Source organism: Microtetraspora sp. NBRC 13810 (genome assembly GCF_030268685.1).
Lineage (GTDB): Bacteria > Actinomycetota > Actinomycetes > Streptosporangiales > Streptosporangiaceae > BSRQ01.
Window position 1 is genome coordinate 201,653 of record NZ_BSRQ01000004.1, and the last position, 18,049, is coordinate 219,701.

Here is an 18,049-nt window from a genome sequence, read left to right on the forward strand (position 1 = left end):
CTCCCGGCGGGTGCGGCTGCCCGTACCGGGCGAGTGCGGGCGGCCCGTACGGCGGGCCGTGCCGGCACGCTGGGCGGAACGGGGCGGACGGCCGAGGCTGGACCACGTCACGAACACGGCTTTCGATGGGAACGACACGTGCAGATCCGACACCTCGTCACGCCTCTGGCGCTGGCCACCCTGCTGATCACCGGCCTGGCCGCCTCGGCTCACGCCGGGTCCGGCCGGACCCCGGCCGCCGCCCCGGGCGCGCAGAGCGACAACCTCCGCCGGACGAAGGACTTCCTGAGCGACTTCCAGCGGCGCGACCTCGCCGCGGTGGGCGCCAAGCTGAGCCCGCGCGTCACGCTCACCATGCCGATCACCTTCACCGGCGCCCAGACCCCGGACACCCGCTACACGAACAAGGAACAGGTGCTCGGCTACTTCCGGACGGTGTTCGGCACGATGGGACGCGTCCGTTTCACCGATCAGCGGCTGAGCGTCGCCTCCGGCGGCCGTACGATCTTCGTCCAGACTTACGGTGATTTCACCACTGCCGACGGGCGTCCGTACAAGAACGTGTACCTCTTCCGGTTCGACTGGCGTGACGGGCTCATCGTCGCCGGTGAGGAGTACACGAACCCGGTGACCTTCAGCAAGACGTTCGGGGCGCCGCTCGGCTGAGGCGCGGGCGCCGGAGCGGCCGTGCAGGAGGAGGCCATTCCGGCGCCCCTAGGATCGGGGTCATGAACGGCGAGGATGGGCCCGGGGACGCGATCGACGTGGTGCTCGGCCAGTGGCGGCGGGAGCGGCCGGACCTGGACCTGTCGGCGATGGGGGTCTTCGGGCGGGTCTCGCAGCTCACCCGGGTCGTCGAGGCGCGGGTGGAGCAGGTGTTCGCCCGGCACGGGCTGCGCCAGGGGGAGTTCGACGTGCTGGCGGCGCTGCGGCGTTCCGGCCCGCCGTACACGCTGATCCCGTCGGAGCTGTCCGCCGTGCTGATGATGTCCCGGGCGGGCATGACGAACCGGCTGGACCGGCTGGAGGCGGCCGGGCTGGTCGAGCGGAGTCTCGACCCGGCCGACCGGCGCAGTTTCCGCGTCGCGCTCACCGCCGAGGGGCTCCGCGTCATCGACGCCACCCTCACCGACCACGCCGCCAACCTCACCCTGCTGGCCTCCTGTCTCACCCCGGAGGACGCGGAGACCCTGGTCAGAATCCTGCGCGGCATGCTGAGCGCCTCCGCCGACTGATGCCCCCGACGCCGCCTTGCTCGCGGTGTCGCTGACGACGGTGTTCGGCCACGGCGGGGGCGGCGTGGCCGCCGCCCGATCCGGCGCCCGGTCCGGCGCCTGCAGGGCCGCAGCGTCCGTACGAGCCGGATGTCGCCGGGCCGGAGAACCCGAGCTTCGCGGAGTCGGCGGCGCGGGCCGGTGACCGGCCGCGGTTCGGGCTGTGGAGCGCTCGTCACCGGGCAGGTCGCGACCGCCGTCAGGTAGCCGTGCCCTTCTTGCTCGCGGGGCGGGCCCGCACGTGCATGCGCTCGCCCTGGGGGCCGAAGATGGCGAGGAACTCGACGGGCCGCGTGCCCGCGTTGGCGAAGGCGTGCGGGGTGCGGGTGTCGAACTCGGCGGCCTCGCCGGAGGTGAGGACGAGGTCGTGCTCGCCCAGCAGCAGCCGCAGCCGGCCGGACAGGACGTACAGCCACTCGTAGCCCTGGTGGATCTGCTGCTCGGGCGCCTCTTCGCCGGGGCGCCCCGCCGGGATGATGTGCTTGTAGGCCAGCAGCCCGCCGAGGTTGCGGGTCAGGGGCACGTAGGTCCGGCCGTGCCGGGTGAAGGGGCGCATGTGCACCCGGGGGTCGCCGGTGGACGGCGCGCCGACCAGTTCGTCGAGCTGCACGCCGTGGGCCTTCGCGAGGGGCAGCAGCAGCTCCAGGGTCGGCCTGCGCTGCCCGGACTCCAGGCGGGACAGGGTGCTGACCGAGATGCCGGTCGTCTCGCTCAGCTGGGCCAGGGTGGTGCCGCGGTCGCGGCGGAGCGCCCGCAGCCGCGGCCCCACGGCGCTCAGCACGTTCACGAGGTCGTCGTCTGCCACCCGCCCAGTTTGCCGTGATGGCAAGAGACTTTGTCAACCGCCCCCGTCTGAGCACAACATGCTGGGCATGACAGCACAATCGGAACAGACTTCCCCCGCGGGCGCGGACCGGCGCTATGACGTCGTGGTCGTCGGCGGCGGCGCCGCCGGGCTGAGCGGCGCCCTGACTCTGGCCCGGGCCCGCCGCTCGGTGCTCGTGATCGACGCCGGCCGGCCGCGCAACGCCCCTGCGGGGCACGTCCACAACTACCTGACGCGTGACGGCGTGCCGCCCGCGCGGCTGCTGGAAGAGGGCCGGGCCGAGGTGGCCGGCTACGGCGGCGAGTTCGTGACCGGCGAGGTCGTCACGGCCGAGCGCCTGGACGCCGGCGGGTTCCGCGTCGTCCTCGCCGACGGGTCCGCGGTCACGGCGGACCGGCTCCTGGTGACCACCGGCCTGGTGGACGAGCTGCCCGCGGTGCCCGGCGTGGCCGAGCGCTGGGGGCGGGACGTGCTGCACTGCCCGTACTGCCACGGCTGGGAGGTGCGCGACCAGGCGATCGGCGTCCTCGCCACCGGGCCGAGCTCGGTGCACCAGGCCGAGCTGTGGCGGCAGTGGAGCAAGGACGTGACCCTTTTCCTGCACACCGCCGCAGAACCGGACGCCGACGCGGCCGAGCGGCTGGCCGCGCGGGACATCACCGTCGTCCGCGGCGAGGTGACCGGCCTGGAGGTGACCGGCGACCGGCTCACCGGCGTGCGCCTGGCCGGCGGGCGGGTGATCGGCCGCGAGGCGCTGGTGGTCGCCCCGCGCTTCACCGCGCGGGCCGGCGTCCTCACCGGTCTGGGCCTGGAGACCACCGACCTGTTGAAGGGCGAGCAGGTGGTGGGCGGTTACATCGCCGTCGATCCGTCCGGCGCGACGCGCGTCCCCGGCGTGTGGGCGGCCGGCAACGTCGCCGACCCGACCGAGCAGGTGATCGGCGCCGCCGCCGCGGGGCTGCGCGCCGGGGCGGCGATCAACGCCGACCTGATCGACGAGGAGACCCGCCGCGCGGTCGCCGGCCGCCGCGCGCCCTCCTCCGCGCGGACGGAACGGGAGGCCGCCGAGCACCCGCTCGGCGACCACCCGCCGATGAGCGGCGAGGAGTTCTGGGACGCCCGTTACGGCGAGAGCGAGCGCATCTGGAGCGGGAACGCCAACGTCATCCTGGTCCGCGAGGTCTCCGGCATGGCGCCGGGCGACGCCCTGGACCTGGGCTGCGGCGAGGGTGCCGACGCGATCTGGCTCGCCCGGCGGGGCTGGCGGGTCACCGCCGCCGACATCTCCGGCGTGGCCCTGGACCGCGCGGCCCGGGAGGCGGAGCGGGCGGGGGTCGCCGGCCGCGTCGACTGGCAGCGGCACGACCTCGGCACGTCGTTCCCCGCCGGGACGTTCGACCTCGTCTCCGCGCACTTCCTGCACTCCATGACCGACATGCCCAGGGAGGAGATCCTGCGCACCGCCGCCTCGGCCGTCGCGCCGGGCGGGATCCTGCTCGTCGTCGGCCACGCGGGGCCGCCGCCGTGGGAGCACGACCACTCCCACGTGCGCCTCCCCACCACCGACGAGGTCCTGCGGGAGCTCCGCCTCCCGGAGGGCGGGTGGGAGGTGCTGCTCAGCGAGGAGTACGAGCGGAGCCAGACGGCTCCCGGCGGACACGCGGTCACCCGTCAGGACAACGTGCTGAAGGTCCGGCGCCTGCCCCTCTGAGCACCCCCTGCCCGCCCGTCTCCGGAAGCGGTGCCACCGTCGGCGAACCCGCAGACTGCAGCGTGATGGCACCTGGTGGCGGATCTTGACCGCGTTGCGGGATCGAAGAGCTATGGGAACGGGCCGACGCTGCGGACATGGCAGCCATCGCGCGGTTGACCGGTCTGCCGGCCGAGCGGGGCCGTGCAGCCTCGACCCGACCGGCGCTCGCGCCACTCGACAGGATCGCCCCGCGCGTGCCCGGCCTGGGCGGCTCGATGCGGCTGCCACCCGGCGGCTCGGCCGGAAGATCCCCCTTTTGCGTGCACGGCCAGCAGGGAGGATGGTGACTGCCCATACGGCCATGCAGTAGGGGCACAGCGCGCCGATCACGTACCGGCTCTGGTAGATGAGCCAGTGCACGAACACCACACCGAAAGTGACTCCGGCCTGCAGGCCGAGCCAAAGCCGGCGCGGCAGCCGCGTGCCAGTCAGCAGGAGGCGCCGATGGCGGAGCCTGCCACGCCCAGCAGCGGGTTGGGGAATCCGAACGGGTGCGGCTCTTTCTCAGAGAGCCGGGGGCAGGCTATGAGGCGGTATCCGTTCCAGCTCGGGAACTCAATGAGGACGAGCTACACCCGATGGACTTTGATAGCCGGATCGCCTTCAGTGAACTTTCAGATACCGAGTTCGGGCAGCTTCATGCCGAGACTGTCGCCGTTTCTCCCGACCCAGTAGGTCAGCTCCGATAGCCTCGCTCCGAGGGTACGCAGTGCCCCGACCACGAGCCTGGCGGCTTCGCCGGTGTCCGGGGAAGCCATCGAGAGGTCACGGGAGAAGTTCGGGCTTCCCTCTGCCGGCCAGTCCACGTCGTCACCGGTGACCGTCAGTGCAACAAATGCGGCGATCCATTCGTCGCTCGGCGGTATCCACCCCAACTCGGTCAACGCCAGAACCACATCCGGCGCGGGTCGGTGGGGCATTCGATCCTGAGTAGGTCCTCGGCCAATTGAACGAAGCAGGTGGGTAAGTTCGAGATCGACACCGGCGGCGCCCCCAGCGATGCGGAAACTCGGACGCCGCACACAGGGTCTTGGTCGCCTCCGGCCGGCCTCGCGCTGCTGGTCACCGATGGACAGCTCCGCCGCCGCGGCACACGTGGCACAACGAGCTGGACATCGTCGGCTAGTACTCCAGCGATCTTCAGTTGGGGAGGGCTCTGCGGGGGGCCCGGGAGAACTCGACGCTGACAAAGTGACCGTCGGTGAAGCCGAGGCGGACGCCATCGCAGTGTGCGAACGGCGTTCCCCACGTGTCGTGCGGAGCATCCGGCAAACACGCTACCAACGCCAGTTCGATCGCCCCTCCGTGCCCGATCAACAGCGCCGACCCGCCCTCCGCGACACCAGCCACCGTGTCGGCCCAGATCGCATGGTGGGTCTCGGCCACGGCCGCCGCGGCACGGCCCTTCCGGATGATGTCCGCGATCTGCTGGTATGGCTCGGTCCAGTCCCACTGTGCATGCCGAGGGATCTCTCCTGATACGTAGCCTGACGGCATCTCCATGGTGTCGTCGACGGCGAACCCCATCGCGACGGCGGTCTCGACTGCCCGTGGGGACGAACTGGTGACGACGCGCTCGTAGGGGCCGACTCCAGAACCGATGAAACGGGCCAGGGCGATGCCGTCAGCCGACAGATGAGATCCCCGGCCGCGCGTCACGCCCTTCTTGGTCAAGCTATGTCGGCGCACGTCTAACCAACGCATGAGACGTCCTCCTTGACAAGGCGGTGTGGTGGGCGAGTGCAACGAACACGTGCGGCCACCGCGATCATCGACTGTTGTGCTGACGAACGAAGATCATGCGATGGCTGCAGGCGACAGCGTAACGGCCTCGCGCCGGCAGTTGATGTTCGATGAGCGGCGACCTGAAGAAGGGCCGTGGCAGTCGGCGTGCAGCGCCAGTACACCGGCACTGCCGGGCGGATCGAAAACAGCCAGGTGGGCGTCTTTCCGACCTATGCCACAGCGACCGGGCACGCATTGATCGACCGCGAGCTGCATCTGCCCCGGACATGGGTAGGCGACCAGGTGCGGCGCGAACGAGCCAAGGTGCCGGCCGAGCGGTGTTTTGCGACCAAGCCCGAACTGGCCGCGCAGATGATCGGTCGCGCACTGGCCGCGGGAATCTGCGGCTGGGTGACCGGTGATGAGGTCTACGGCTCCAGCACCCCGCCGCGCGTAGCGGGCTTTGATGCACGCCCTAGTCGCCCGCGGACAGGTGCAGGGCGGCCGGGACGGCCTGGAACGCGCCTTCGAGTCGCCGGATCAGCGCCGCGCGGCCGCCCTCGCCGTCGCGGCGGACCCAGTCGCGGCCGGAGACGCTCCAGGCGGTGGTGGTGAGCTCGGCCAGCACGTGCAGCCGCAGGTCGTCGGGGTCCAGGCCGAGCTTGGCCGCCAGGCAGGCGACGACCTCGCGCTCGACCCCGGTGCGGTGGTGCTCCACGTACGCGAGCAGGGCGGGGGCGGTCAGCACCAGGCGGCGGGTGGCGAGATAGCGCTCGTCCCAGCCGGGGCCGAGCGCGGCGGCGGCGCCGGCCAGCGCGTCGCGCAACTCGCCGAGGACGAGACCGGAGAACCGCCGCTCCCGCAACGCGGCCAGGTAAGCCGACCACAGCTCTGCCTCGGCCTCGATCGCCACGGCCTCCTTGGCGGGGAAGGCGCGGAAGAAGGTGCTCTTGGACACCTCCACCGCGTCGACCAGCTCGTCCAGCGTGGTCGCCTCGAAACCCTTCTCGCTGAACATCCGCAGCGCCGTGTCGGCCAGGGCCCGCCGGGTGCGCAGCCTCTTGCGCTCGCGCAGCGGCAGTGAACGGTCCTCGGTCATGCCCGGGATCCTACCCTCAGCGACCCCCGGTCACGAACAAGACCGAGCACTATTTGCGACTTGTATTCAAACGAGACTGAGTGTCATTATGGCCGGGCATCCAGAGAACGGAGATGTCATGACCACCCTCAACCCCCAGATCCTGGGCCGGGCCGAGAACGCCCACCGGGCCCTGCTGGACCGCACCCTGACCGGCACCGGCCTCAGCTACCACCAGTGGGTCGCCCTCAAGATCACGGCGGCCGGCGGCGCGGGCGACGGGCTCGCCGGGAAGGTCGCGAACGCCCTGAAGACCGGGGAACCGGCGGCCCGGCAGGCGATCGCCGGTCTCGTCGCCGCGGGCCTGCTGGCGGAGGACGGGCCGGCCGCCCTCACCCCCGCCGGTCGCGACCTGCACGACCGGCTCACCGCCGCGATCGACGAGACCGTCACCCGCCTGTACAGCGACGTCCCGGCGGGCGACCTGGCCGTCGCGGGCCGCGTGCTCACCCTCATCACCGCCCGCGCCGACGCGGAACTCGCCCGCTGACGGGCCATCGGAAAGGATGTGAAGAACATGCCCGGCGTCGAGGTCCTCGGCTCCCACATGGCCTACACCGAAGCCGGGGTGGGCGGGCCGCCGGTGGTGTTCCTGCACGGCAACCCCACCTCCTCGCACCTGTGGCGGGACGTCGTCCCGCACGTCGCGGACCGGCGTCGCACCCTGGCCCCGGACCTGATCGGGATGGGCGCCTCCGGCAAACCGGACATCGGCTACCGCTTCGCCGACCACGCCCGCTACCTGGACGCCTGGTTCGAGGCGCTGGACCTCGGCGAGGTCGTCCTGGTGGGCCATGACTGGGGCGGCGCACTGGCCATGGATCGGGCGGCCCGCCATCCCGGGCGGGTGCGCGGCCTGGTCCTGGTCGAGACGTTCCTGCGACCGCAGACCTGGGCGGAACTCGGCCCAGACGTGGCCGACTGGTTCCGCTCGCTGCGCACCCCCGGGCTCGGCGAGACCCTGGTGCTGGAGCACAACGTGTTCATCGAAGGCGGCGGCCTCACCTCCGAGTTCAGCACCCGCAAGGGCATCGCGGAGGAGGATCTCGCCGTCTACCGCGCGCCGTACCCGGACGCCGCCTCCCGGCGCCCGCTGCTCCAGTGGCCGCGGGAGGCCCCCTTCGACGGCGAGCCCGCCGACGTCGCCGCCCGCTTCGACGCCTACGGCCGGTGGCTCGCCGGCAGCCCCGAGGTGCCCAAGCTGCTGCTCACCGTCGAACCGCAGGTCGGCATCGCCTCCCCCGAGGTCGTCGCCTGGGCCGCGGAGACCGTCGCCGACCTGGACATCGAGCCCGTCGGCCCGGCGGGCCACCACGCCCCCGAGGACCAGCCCGACGCCATCGGCCGGGCGATCGCCCGCTGGCTGGACCGCACCGCCTGACCGCGCCCACTCCGGCGGGCCGGCCTCGACCGCCCGCACCGCGACGGCATGCGGCTCGGCAGTGTGCCGGTGCTACGGCGTGGCGGGGCGGGCCTGTGCCCGGGCCCTGTTCCGGCCCGGTGAGGCCATGGTGTGGAGGGTGAGGATCTCGGGCGGATCGGCGAGCCCCGGCCCGCCGGCGGCGATCCAGGCGGCGATGTCCTCGGCGGCGTCCGGCTGGTTGACCAGGCCCAGCCAGACCGGACGGCCACCGGCGAGACGCCCGGCCGGGGAGGGGTGGACGATGACGACGTTGGCCTGCTCGCACACGTCCAGGCAGTCGGTGACGCGGACCTCGGCCACCTGCGACAGGCGGCGGACCTGGTCGTCATGGTCGAACGCGGGTACCTTGCGGACGCTGCCGCAGCAGCAGCCGCGGCAGACGGTGATCCGGTTCATGAAGCGTGCCTGATCCTTTACCGATGCGGTCCACGGGGAGTCGGGGCCCAGGCCGAGACACATGACCTCAAGATCGTCCCACGCCGCCGGACGGCCGCAGTCGGCAGGGTCGAGGATCTGCCGGCGGTGACGTACCCGTCGTACAGGCCGATCTTCGACTGGCTGTTCCTCACGCCGTTAGCCCGGCCACCCCCGCGCGGGGATGGCCGGGCCTCGTCGTGTGCCGTGGCGTCCGAGCGCGCGGGGGCCCTCCTGAGCGGGGCATCGAACGCTCTCCGCAGCAGTGGGTCACGAGCATCGGCCCGTGCCTCGGACGCGTCTCGCCTACCCCCGGTCGCGCTCCTGCATGTACCAGTAAATGTACCGAGCGGCGTCCACATCCCCTGTCATACCCACGTGATCGTCGACAGGGCGGTCGTACAGATACTTTTGCGAGAGGTCTTCGCCGTTGATTATCCAATACGAGCCGTTGTGCGTGTTCGCCAGGTTGACGAAGCGCGTGAGACTCCTGTCGCGGCAGTCCCCGGAGGTGACGGGGCTCGTCGCGACCAGGCACCTCTCAGTCCACCTGTTCTTGAGCATCCGTTCAGAACTTCCGGGAACGTTGATCCAGTGCCATTCCTGGGCTCTCGCCGAGGCGTCGCACGGCACGGAGCGGATCGCGCCGCTGGCGTAGGTGCTCAGGCAGGCATCGGTGGCGTCGTTCCTGAACGCCCAGTAGATGACGGCGGAGGCGTCGACATCGCCGGCGGCCGTCGCGGGAGTGGCACCGCGCTGCCCGGCTTCCGCCTGGGCGGCAGTGGAGGGCGGCGTGGTGGCCGCGTGCACCGGCATCGCACCGGTGAGCGCAACGGCCGCCGCCGCCAGGAGCGTGCCGCCTGTGACCTTGAGCTTCGCGGATAGCCGACGGGGTTTCGCCGCACTGGTCGCGTGTCGCACCTTCAGATTCCCTTCACCCGATGGACGGTCCACGGCTGGAGCCTGGACCGTGGATACGACACGGCCCAATGCTCGAAAGTGACATGACCGACGAACAGCCCAGGGCGTTGAAGGGTGAGTCGCCTGCACAGCCGGGTCCGTCCGGGCCGCGTGGCTTCGGGCCGGGGAGGCGTGTGCCGCTCTCTCCCCAGGGAGCGGCGCGAACGCCTCCGTCCGGCCCGGCGCCCGGCCCCGGCCCGCCGAGGGCGCCGGCGCCGTGCGGCCCGTGCCCGGTGTCACGGTCCGGCCGGGTGGGCTCGCGGTCATCCGCAGGCGTAGAAGCCCCGCCGGTAGCCCAGGTCGTAGCCGCGCGCCCACTCGCCGAAGCCGCGGCGGGTGCGGGCGTCGCGGCGGGTCTCGATGAGGCAGTCCTTGTACCCGTCGCGGTAGCCCTGCCGGAAGCCGAGCTTGCAGTCGCGCTCGCAGGACCTGCTCTGAGCCGCCGCGCTCTGTGCCGCGGCGTGCCGTGCGGAGTCGCCCGCGGCGGCGCCGGCCGGTACGAGCAGGGTGGCGCCGAGCAGGACCGTGCCGAGGATCACCAGTCGTCGCTTGCCGTGCATGTCTTCTCCCCTGACCTGTGACGATTACGTTGGGCGATTGCCTGGACTCAAGGTGTCATCGGGGATTGACCGGGGGTATCCGGGATTTCGCGTACTTCACCACGTAGACGGCACGGATCGCCGGATCACGCCCTGCCGTACCGTTCATGCCCGGACGGGAAGATGCACTCCCGGCGACAGTGAATACCGGCGGTATCGACGAATATCTCAGGTCGCCCTAAATAGGCATATTTGCTGATGCCGGAGGATCAGCCGCCTGGCTACCTTTGGCTGCACGCGGCCCACCCCCGCGGACAGGCGAGGGAAACCCGCCGCGCGGCCGGAACGCTCTCCCCCAGGGCAAGCCCGGCCGCGCGGCACCTTCGCCCCACACGGCACGAAAGGTCAGGCGACCGGGCGAAGCGCGCGGACCACACCGCCGGCGGCCGGTCGATCGGGCGGAGTGCGCGGGCCACGTCTGTGGAGGTCAGGCGGCCAGGTGGAGTGCGCGGGCCACGTCGGCGGTGGCGGCGGAGGTCTCGGTGGGGGTGTAGCCGTCGCTCAGTGAGGCGGCAGGATCCTTGAGGCCGTTGCCGCTCAGGGTGATCACGACTCGTGCGCCCGGGGCGAGGCCGCCCCGCGCGTGCTGCTGGAGGAGGCCGGCGACACCGGCGGCGGAGGCGGGTTCCACGTAGACGCCGTCATGGCGGGCGAGCGCGCGGTAGGCGTCGAAGATCTGCTCGTCGGTGACGGCGTCGATCAGGCCGCCCGAGTCGTCGCGGGCGGCGACGGCGCCCTCCCAGGTCGCCGGGTTGCCCACCCGGATGGCGGTCGCCGCGGTCTGCGGTTCGGCGACGGGGACACCGTGTACGAGGGGCGCCGCGCCGGCCGCCTGGAAGCCCCACATCCGCGGCAGGCGGGTGGCGAGACCCTCGGCCGCGTAGGCGCGGTAGCCGTCCCAGGTGGCGGTGATGTTCCCGCCGTTGCCCACCGGCAGGCAGTGCACGTCCGGCGCGTCGCCCAGGGCGTCGACGACCTCGTAGGCCACGGTGCGCTGACCGGCGAGCCGCAGTTCGTTGCGCACCGAGTTGACCAGCGCGACGGGATGTTGGGCGGCCAGCTCGCGGGCGATCCGGAGGCAGTCGTCGAAGGTCCCGGCGACCTCGACGACGTCCGCGCCGTACCGCACGGCCTGGGCGAGTTTGCCGAGCGCGACCGCCCCCCTGGGGATCAGCACGGCGGCCCCGAGCCCGGCGCGCGCGGCGTACGCGGCGGCGGAGGCGCTGGTGTTGCCGGTGGAGGCGCAGACGACGACCTCGACCCCGGCCTGCGCCGCCCTGCTGACCGCCACCGTCATCCCGCGGTCCTTGAACGAGCCGGTCGGGTTGGCGCCCTCGACCTTCAGCCGGACGTCGCATCCGGTGAGCGCGGACAGGTGACCGGAGTGGATCAGCGGCGTGTTGCCCTCGTGCAGGGAGACAGCCGGGGTGTCGTCGGTGACCGGCAGCCAGCGCCGGTAGTCGCTGTCGATCAGACCATGCCAGGTGCTCATGGCCGCACCCTAACATTCGTTTCATCGATGACGTCAAGCTTGGTTACGTGTAACATCTGTCAGCATGGAGTCCGATCCTCTCGCGGCCCGCCTCGGCGAGGTCTATCCCGAGTTGCCGCCCGGTGAGCGGGCGATCGTCCGGGTGATCCTGGACGACTACCCGTTCGCGGCGCTGGGTTCGCTGCGCGCGCTCGCCGAGCGGGCCGGTGTCAGCCCGCCGACCGCCTCACGCCTGGTCGGCCGGTTGGGGTTCGCCGGTTTCGCCGACTTCCAGGCAGCCGTCCGGGCCACCGCCCGCGACCAGGACCGTTCCCGGCTGCGCGACTTCGTCACCCGGCCGCCCGACGCGCACCGGGCGGCCGAGGACCTGCGCGCCGGGCTGGACGGCGCGCTCGCCGCCGTGACCGGGCCGCTGCTCGACGCCGTCGCCATCCGCCTCGCCGAGGCCCGCGGCGTCTGGGCCCTCGGCGGCCCGCTGAGCGAGCTCGCCGCGGAGTATCTGATCCGCCAGCTCGCCGGCCTGCGTCCCGGGGCGCACCAGGTGCCCGGCTCGCCGTCGTCGCGCGCCCGCACGCTGCTCGACCTCGGCCCGGCCGACGTCGTCGTGGCCTACGACTTCCGCCGCTACTCGGCCGACACCGCCCGCTTCGCCCGCGCCGCCCGCGGGCGCGGCGCCCGGCTGGTCCTGGTGACCGACGCCTGGGAGTCCCCCCTGGCGGACCGGGCGGAGATCCTGATCCGGCTGCCCCGCGAGGCGGCCGGGCCGATCGCGCCGCTCACCCACCAGATCGCCGTCACCGAACTCGTCCTCGTCGCCGTCGCCGCCCGGCTGTCCTCCGCGGCCCGCCTGGCCGACCTCGACGCCCTCACCCGCGACCTGCTGCCCCCGGACGCCTGATCCGGCACGCCCACCGTGATCGGCGACCCCCCCCGGAAGCGTTCCGCCGGTGGACATGGCGGCCTCCTTCCAGGCGGGGTTCAGCCATGCCGCGTCCCGGCGACGGGCACGGCCGGCGGCCGTACGGCGGGGGCGGGGCGCAGGACGGGGGCGAGGAGCGTCAGCAGCACCGCCACGCCGGTGATCATCGCGAACGCCGCCGGATAGGAGACGCCGCCCGCGACCCAGCCGGTGACGGCCGGGGCGGTCAGCCCGGACAGGTAGGTGATCGTGGCGACGCCGGCCACCCCCTCCCCCGGCGTCGGCCCGGCGTTGCCCGCCGCCGCGAACACCAGCGGGGCGATCACCGCGACGCCGAGCCCGATCATGGCGAACCCGATGACGCACAGCACGGGAGTCCGGGCGACGACGACGAGAACCCCGCCCGCGGCGGCCACGACGCCGCCCGCCCGGACGGCGACGACCGGGCCGATCCGGCCGACGACCCGGTCACCGGCCAGCCGGGCGCCCGCCATGCAGAGCATGAAGATCGTGTAACCGGCGGCGGCCGTACCCGGCCCGGCGGCGGTCACCTCGGTGAGGTAGACGGCCGCCCAGTTCGCGCTGGCGCCCTCGGCGAAGAGCGCGCAGAAGCCGACGAGGCCGATGGCCAGGATCGCCCGCGAGGGCAGGGCGAAGCGGCGCGGCGCCGGTCCGTCGGCGGGCGCGGTGTCGGGCAGCAGGTCCCGCCCGGCCAGCACGCCGGCGACGAGCAGTACGAGGGAGGCCGCGCCGAGATGGAGTCTGGCGTCGACTCCGCCGTGCGCGGCGAGGGCGCCGACGCCGCCGCCGGCCAGGCTGCCCACGCACCACATGCCGTGCAGCCCGGACATGATCGAGCGGCCCAGGTGCCGTTCCAGCACGACGGCGTGCGCGTTCATCACGACGTCGCACATGCCGGCCGCCGCGCCGTACAGCAGGAACGCCGGGAAGAGCCAGAGAAGTGACGGCGTGAGCACGGGCAGGGCCAGGCCGACGCACCACAGCGCGAGAAGGACGCGGGTGGCAGCGCGTCCGCCGAAGCGGTAGGCCAGGCGGCTCGCGAGCGGCATGCCGACGAAGGCGCCGATCGAGGGGCAGAGCAGCGCGAGTCCGAGGACGCCGGGACCGAGGTCCAGGTGGTCCTGTAACCAGGGGACGCGGGTGGCCAGGCTGCCGGCAGTGGCGCCGTGGACCGCGAACACGGCGGCGATGGAGCGGTGATGGCTCATGCCGCGAAATTATCAGGCAGGCTTCCTGATGAAAAGAGCTTTCAGGCAGGCTCCCTGATTAATATGGGGAGCGTGAAGACCGCCACCCCGGCCATGGCCCGTGCCATCAACGACCGGCTCGCCCTGGACCTGCTGCTGGAGCGCGGGCCGCTGACCGCCCCGCAGCTCCGCACGCTGACCGGCCTGTCCAGGCCCACCGTGTCCGACCTGGTCGAACGACTCAGAGACGGCGGGCTCATCGAGGTGACCGGCGAGTTCGGCGAGGACCGGCGCGGCCCCAACGCCCGCCTCTACGGCATCGTGCCCGGCCGCGCCCACGCCGCCGGGGTGGACGTGCGCCGCACCGCCGTCCACGTCACGGTCGCCGACATCACCGGCCGGCCGGTCGGCTCGGCCGTACGGGAGCTGGCGGGCCCGGACGACCTGGCGGGCCTCATCGGCGGCGCGGTCGAGGAGGCCGCCGGGGGCCACGCGCTGGACACGGTCGTCATCGGCGCCCCCGGTCTGGTGGATCCCCGGCACGGCGACCTGGTCGCCGGCAACGAGGTGCCCGGCTGGCACCCCGGCCTGCTGCCCTCGGTACGGCGGCGGCTCGGCGTGCCGGTGATCCTGGAGAACGAGGTGAACCTCGCCGCTGTCGCCGAACTGCGCATCGGCGCCGCGACGGGCCGCGAGGACTTCGTCCTCCTCTGGCTGGACGACGGCATCGGCGCCGCGGTCGTCCTCGGCGGCCGGCTGCGCCGCGGCGTGTCCGGCGGCGCGGGCGAGATCGGTTTCCTGGAGGTGGACGGCAGCCCGCTGTGCGATCAGCTCGGCGCCGGCGTCATCCGGGATCTCGGTGCGGAGCAGCTGGCCGGGCGGATCGCCAAGGCCGCCTTCGCCCTCGTCACCGTCCTGGACCCCGGCCTCGTGGTGCTCGGCGGCACGACCGGCCGCGCCGGCGGCGACGGGCTCGCCGAGCTGGTGGCCGAGCGGGTGGCCGCCCTCTCCCTCGCCCCGGCCGAGATCCGCGCCAGCGCCGTGGCGGGCAACCCGGTGCTCCAGGGCGCCGTGCTGACCGCGCTCGACCTGGCCAGGGACCGCGTCTTCGGCTGACCCGCCGGAAGCCCGATCGCCTGGCGGGCGTCCACCACGGCCGCGGCCGCCCAGGGCGGCCCGGTCCGCCGTCTCATTCGGTGACCGCGCCCCGGACGGGTTCCCGCGCCGCCTCGGGGAGGGCGTCCGGCTCCGCCGGCCGGTGCCGCAGCCCCGGCGCCAGGATCAGGGTGACCGCGATCGAGGCCACGGCCATCACCGCCATCGCCGTCGCCGGCGAGGTGTACTGCGCGACCGCCCCGGCGAGGGCCGCGCTGACGCCCTGCATGGTCATCATCCCGGAGGAGTGCAGCCCCAGCGCCTGCCCGCGCACGTCGGCGGGGGTCAGCGCGACCAGCCGTTCCTGGAGCACCAGGCTGGCCGCGTACCCCGCCGAGGCGATCACGACGGCGACCGCCGCGACCGCGGGCCCCGGGCTCAGGGCGAAGACCAGGTACGGCGCCGCGAGCAGCAGGAGCAACGGGGGGCCGAGCCGCCGCCGCCACCGGTGCGGCAGGAACCGCCCGGCCAGGGTGTCCCCGGCCAGCATGCCGAGCGCGGCCAGCGCGAACAGGAGCCCCGCGTGCTCGGGGGCGTAGGGGACGAAGAGCGACTCGCAGCCGACGATCAGCCCGTTGGGCAGCCACAGGGCGAGGTACACGTAGCGGCGGGGCGTCGAGGACCACAGCCGCACGTTGATCCGCCAGGTGTCGGCGACCGACGGGCGACCGGCGGCGCGCGGCGGCCGGCGGCTCAGCCCGAACCGGGCGACCGCCGCCGCGGCGAGGTACAGCCCGGCGCCGGCGAGCAGCGTGCCACGCGGCGACAGCACGGTCACCAGCAGGCCGCCGGCCGCGAACCCGCAGATCTGCATGCCGCCGACGGACATGTTGAGCACCGAACGGCCGAGCAGGTAGCCCTCCTTCGGCAGGATCTCGTCCAGCAGCCCGTAGCGCACGCCGCCGCCGAGCGAGGCGACCAGGCCGAGGGCCAGGACGACGGCGAAGACCGCCCACACCGGCAGGCCGGGGACGGCCAGGAGCGCGGTGCCGGCGGCGAAGGCCAGCGCCAGGCCGGTCATCGTGGCGCGCGGCGGGAGCCGGTCGGCCGCCGAAAGCAGCAGCATCGCGCCGGCCACGTGGGCGAAGGACGGGCCGAACATGGCGAGCGCGGACAGCAGCGGCGAACCGGTCGCCGTGTAGATCAGCGTGCCGAGGGCCAGCCCGCTCACCGTCTGGGCGGCCACCTGCCCGGCGGACGTGAGGAACAGCGGGGTGAACTCCGGGGTGCGGAAGAGTTCGCGATAGGTACGCACGCCCGGAGTCTCGAAGACCCCGCCGGGGAACGCTACTGTTTCGCGGGGAGGCGAAACCATGGGCTTGTGGCAGGTCAACGCGGACACCCTGGCGGGCAGCAGGTTCGTCGTCTCCCCGCTGGCCGAGGCCATCGCGAGCATGAAGACGCTGCAACGCGGCGCCGCCGCGCATCCGGGCGAGCGCGCCTGGCTCGACGCCCACCTGCCCGCCTACCGGGAACGGCTGGCCGGCGACCCGGTCACCGCGCTGCTCGTCCGGGCGGCACTCGGCCCGAAGTGGAACGCGACCTTCCTCACCCCGACCCCGGCCGGCGAGGGCGAGCCCACCTTCGAGGAGGAGGTGGCGCGCATCCGCGAGACGCCGCCGCAGGCCGCCAGGGACGACCTGACCGAGACGCTGCGCGGCCCGCTCCCCGCCCGGTTGCACCGCTCCGACCTGCCGGAACGCACCGCGAGCCTGCTGGAGTGGGTGTGGCGGGAGGCGGTTCTCCCCTACTGGCCGCGGCATCGGCGGATCATCGAGGCCGACGTCGTCGCGCGCACGGCTCGGCTGAGCCAGGGCGGCTGGGCCGCGGCCCTGGACGACATGCGGCCCGGGATGCGCTGGCTCGGCGGGAGCAGGTTGCAGATCAACACGCACGACTACCCGCCGCGCGAGGTCGAAGGGGCGCAGCTGATGTTCGTCCCGGTCACGCCGCGCCAGGGCTGGGTGTCCTGGGACGTGCCGCGCTACGCCGTGGTCTACCCGTGCTCGGGCGCCCTGGCCGGCGCCGCTCCCGGGCCGGCGCCGGAGGCGCTGTCCCGGCTGCTCGGCCCCGCGCGGGCGGGCGTGCTCGTCCTGCTCGGCACGCCGAAGAGCACGACGCAGCTGGTGGCCCTCACCGGCCAGGGCCTCGGCTCGGTGGGCCGGCACCTCAGGGTGCTGCTCGACGCCCAGCTGGTCGGGCGCCGTCGCGCGGGCAGGTCGGTGCTCTACTACCGGACCGACGCCGGCGAGGTCCTGGTGGCGGCCCAGCGGACCGGGTGAGCGACCCCGCCGGGGCGGGCGCGGTCAGTGCGGCGGGTCGTCGTGCCCGGGCGCGTCGGCGACGAGCGGCAGCATCCGGTACGGCACCGGCGTGTCGAGCGCGATCATCGAAGAGGTCCTGACGACCCCCTCGACCTGCACGATGAGGTCGATGACCCGTTGCAGGTCGGCGTTGCTGCGGGCGACCACCCGGCACAGCATGTCACCGCCGCCGGTGATCGTGTGCGCCTCCAGCACCTCGGGGATGGCCGCGAGCCGCCCGGCGACCGGCGTGTGCCCGCCGACCTGCCTGATCTGCAGGGTGATGAACGCGGTGACCCCGTAGCCCAGCGCCCCGGCGCTCACCTCCGGGCCGAATCCGGCGATGACGCCGCGGCTCATCAGCCGGTCGAGCCGCGCCTGCACGGTGCCCCTGGCCACCCCGAGCCGGCGGGAGCACTCCAGCACCCCCAGACGGGGCGACCTGATGAACGCCTCGATGATCTGGGCGTCCAGCCGATCGATCGTCATGGTTGTAGAGATACCACAGCCAACGTGAAGCATATTGTCCAGCGCCCGGACCGGGTGTGATGCCGCCTGGCAGGCGTCTACGAGCGCTACCGCCGCTGGACCCGTGAGGGCACCTTCGACGCCATCTTGACCCACGTCCAACACCGCCATGATCCGTGGCCGATCCCACCAGCCGGGACGCAGGGTGAACATGCCGAGCATCCACGCGGCCGCCAGCCCGCACAGGCCGAGGTCGATGAGCAAGGAGCCGCCCGCCCAGTCCTCCACGATCATCAGGATCGCGACGAGGAGCGCCAGCAGCGCGTACGGCACCAGGTTGACCAGAAGGAACGGCGACTGTTGCGAAATCTTTCTGCTCAAAACTCCCTCTC

General features: G+C 73.1%; 19 protein-coding genes and 2 pseudogenes. 9 read left to right on the plus strand and 12 right to left on the minus strand.

The window, feature by feature from the left end; all coding sequences use genetic code 11:
- Positions 1-138: 138 nt before the first annotated feature.
- A complete protein-coding gene (locus QSK26_RS10600; protein ID WP_285774870.1) occupies positions 139-666 on the plus strand; it encodes a nuclear transport factor 2 family protein in 528 nt (175 codons plus the stop codon).
- A 62-nt stretch (positions 667-728) separates the two neighbouring features.
- Positions 729-1,235 carry a MarR family winged helix-turn-helix transcriptional regulator gene (locus tag QSK26_RS10605; RefSeq protein WP_285774871.1) on the plus strand — a complete coding sequence of 169 codons (507 nt, stop codon included), beginning with the start codon at positions 729-731 and terminating at the stop codon, positions 1,233-1,235.
- Between the two features lie 238 nt (positions 1,236-1,473).
- On the opposite strand, the gene QSK26_RS10610 is transcribed toward QSK26_RS10605, so the two are convergent.
- Positions 1,474-2,079, minus strand: coding sequence for a helix-turn-helix domain-containing protein (locus tag QSK26_RS10610; protein WP_285774872.1), 606 nt, complete (start codon positions 2,077-2,079; stop codon positions 1,474-1,476).
- Between the two features lie 67 nt (positions 2,080-2,146).
- Here QSK26_RS10610 and QSK26_RS41730 point away from each other — a divergent pair, with 67 nt between their 5' ends.
- The gene (locus QSK26_RS41730) at positions 2,147-3,811 is read left to right on the plus strand and encodes an FAD-dependent oxidoreductase (protein WP_352244305.1); all 1,665 of its coding nucleotides are present in this window, start codon (positions 2,147-2,149) and stop codon (positions 3,809-3,811) included.
- Between the two features lie 321 nt (positions 3,812-4,132).
- Here QSK26_RS41730 and QSK26_RS10625 read toward each other — a convergent pair.
- The 3 genes and pseudogenes from QSK26_RS10625 to QSK26_RS10635 form a co-directional block, all read right to left on the minus strand.
- Positions 4,133-4,341 (minus strand): annotated as a pseudogene (locus tag QSK26_RS10625) (vitamin K epoxide reductase family protein); the annotation flags it as partial.
- Between the two features lie 126 nt (positions 4,342-4,467).
- Positions 4,468-4,737 carry a hypothetical protein gene (locus QSK26_RS10630; RefSeq protein WP_285774873.1) on the minus strand — a complete coding sequence of 90 codons (270 nt, stop codon included), beginning with the start codon at positions 4,735-4,737 and terminating at the stop codon, positions 4,468-4,470.
- 256 nt (positions 4,738-4,993) lie between these two features.
- Positions 4,994-5,557: a histidine phosphatase family protein gene (locus QSK26_RS10635; RefSeq protein WP_285774874.1), complete on the minus strand. Its 564-nt coding sequence runs from the start codon at positions 5,555-5,557 to the stop codon at positions 4,994-4,996.
- A 152-nt stretch (positions 5,558-5,709) separates the two neighbouring features.
- On the opposite strand from QSK26_RS10635, the pseudogene QSK26_RS10640 reads away from it, so the two are divergent.
- Positions 5,710-6,067 (plus strand): annotated as a pseudogene (locus QSK26_RS10640) (transposase); the annotation flags it as partial.
- Here QSK26_RS10640 and QSK26_RS10645 read toward each other — a convergent pair.
- Positions 6,054-6,677, minus strand: coding sequence for a TetR/AcrR family transcriptional regulator (locus QSK26_RS10645; protein ID WP_285774875.1), 624 nt, complete (start codon positions 6,675-6,677; stop codon positions 6,054-6,056). The pseudogene QSK26_RS10640 and the gene QSK26_RS10645 sit on opposite strands and share 14 nt — an antisense overlap.
- Before the next feature lie 118 nt (positions 6,678-6,795).
- Between QSK26_RS10645 and QSK26_RS10650 the strand changes: the two genes are divergently transcribed.
- Positions 6,796-7,206: a winged helix DNA-binding protein gene (locus QSK26_RS10650; RefSeq protein WP_285774876.1), complete on the plus strand. Its 411-nt coding sequence runs from the start codon at positions 6,796-6,798 to the stop codon at positions 7,204-7,206.
- Positions 7,207-7,233: 27 nt separating this feature from the next.
- Positions 7,234-8,097 (plus strand): haloalkane dehalogenase, encoded by an 864-nt coding sequence (locus tag QSK26_RS10655; protein WP_285774877.1) that lies wholly within the window; start codon positions 7,234-7,236, stop codon positions 8,095-8,097.
- A 72-nt stretch (positions 8,098-8,169) separates the two neighbouring features.
- On the opposite strand, the gene QSK26_RS10660 is transcribed toward QSK26_RS10655, so the two are convergent.
- The 4 genes from QSK26_RS10660 to thrC form a co-directional block, all read right to left on the minus strand.
- Positions 8,170-8,535 carry a (2Fe-2S) ferredoxin domain-containing protein gene (locus QSK26_RS10660; protein WP_285774878.1) on the minus strand — a complete coding sequence of 122 codons (366 nt, stop codon included), beginning with the start codon at positions 8,533-8,535 and terminating at the stop codon, positions 8,170-8,172.
- Positions 8,536-8,859: 324 nt separating this feature from the next.
- On the minus strand, positions 8,860-9,507 hold the full coding sequence (locus QSK26_RS10665; protein ID WP_285774879.1) for a ricin-type beta-trefoil lectin domain protein: 648 nt from the start codon (positions 9,505-9,507) through the stop codon (positions 8,860-8,862).
- A gap of 269 nt (positions 9,508-9,776) precedes the next feature.
- Complete coding sequence (locus tag QSK26_RS10670) at positions 9,777-10,073, minus strand: hypothetical protein (RefSeq protein WP_285774880.1); 297 nt, start codon at positions 10,071-10,073, stop codon at positions 9,777-9,779.
- A gap of 466 nt (positions 10,074-10,539) precedes the next feature.
- The gene (gene thrC / locus QSK26_RS10675; protein WP_285774881.1) at positions 10,540-11,604 is read right to left on the minus strand and encodes a threonine synthase; all 1,065 of its coding nucleotides are present in this window, start codon (positions 11,602-11,604) and stop codon (positions 10,540-10,542) included.
- A 64-nt stretch (positions 11,605-11,668) separates the two neighbouring features.
- Here thrC and QSK26_RS10680 point away from each other — a divergent pair, with 64 nt between their 5' ends.
- The gene (locus tag QSK26_RS10680) at positions 11,669-12,502 is read left to right on the plus strand and encodes a MurR/RpiR family transcriptional regulator (protein WP_285774882.1); all 834 of its coding nucleotides are present in this window, start codon (positions 11,669-11,671) and stop codon (positions 12,500-12,502) included.
- An 80-nt stretch (positions 12,503-12,582) separates the two neighbouring features.
- Here QSK26_RS10680 and QSK26_RS10685 read toward each other — a convergent pair whose 3' ends face one another.
- Complete coding sequence (locus QSK26_RS10685) at positions 12,583-13,752, minus strand: MFS transporter (protein WP_285774883.1); 1,170 nt, start codon at positions 13,750-13,752, stop codon at positions 12,583-12,585.
- A 72-nt stretch (positions 13,753-13,824) separates the two neighbouring features.
- Between QSK26_RS10685 and QSK26_RS10690 the strand changes: the two genes are divergently transcribed.
- Positions 13,825-14,847, plus strand: coding sequence for an ROK family transcriptional regulator (locus QSK26_RS10690; protein ID WP_285774884.1), 1,023 nt, complete (start codon positions 13,825-13,827; stop codon positions 14,845-14,847).
- Positions 14,848-14,920: 73 nt separating this feature from the next.
- On the opposite strand, the gene QSK26_RS10695 is transcribed toward QSK26_RS10690, so the two are convergent.
- Entirely contained in the window at positions 14,921-16,141 is a 1,221-nt protein-coding gene (locus QSK26_RS10695) for an MFS transporter (RefSeq protein ID WP_285774885.1), read from the minus strand.
- A gap of 58 nt (positions 16,142-16,199) precedes the next feature.
- On the opposite strand from QSK26_RS10695, the gene QSK26_RS10700 reads away from it, so the two are divergent.
- Entirely contained in the window at positions 16,200-17,168 is a 969-nt protein-coding gene (locus QSK26_RS10700) for an ArsR/SmtB family transcription factor (protein WP_285774886.1), read from the plus strand.
- A gap of 24 nt (positions 17,169-17,192) precedes the next feature.
- Here QSK26_RS10700 and QSK26_RS41735 read toward each other — a convergent pair whose 3' ends face one another.
- Positions 17,193-18,038, minus strand: a complete 846-nt coding sequence (locus QSK26_RS41735) for an Lrp/AsnC family transcriptional regulator (RefSeq protein WP_352244306.1) — start codon at positions 18,036-18,038, stop codon at positions 17,193-17,195.
- Positions 18,039-18,049 lie beyond the last annotated feature (11 nt).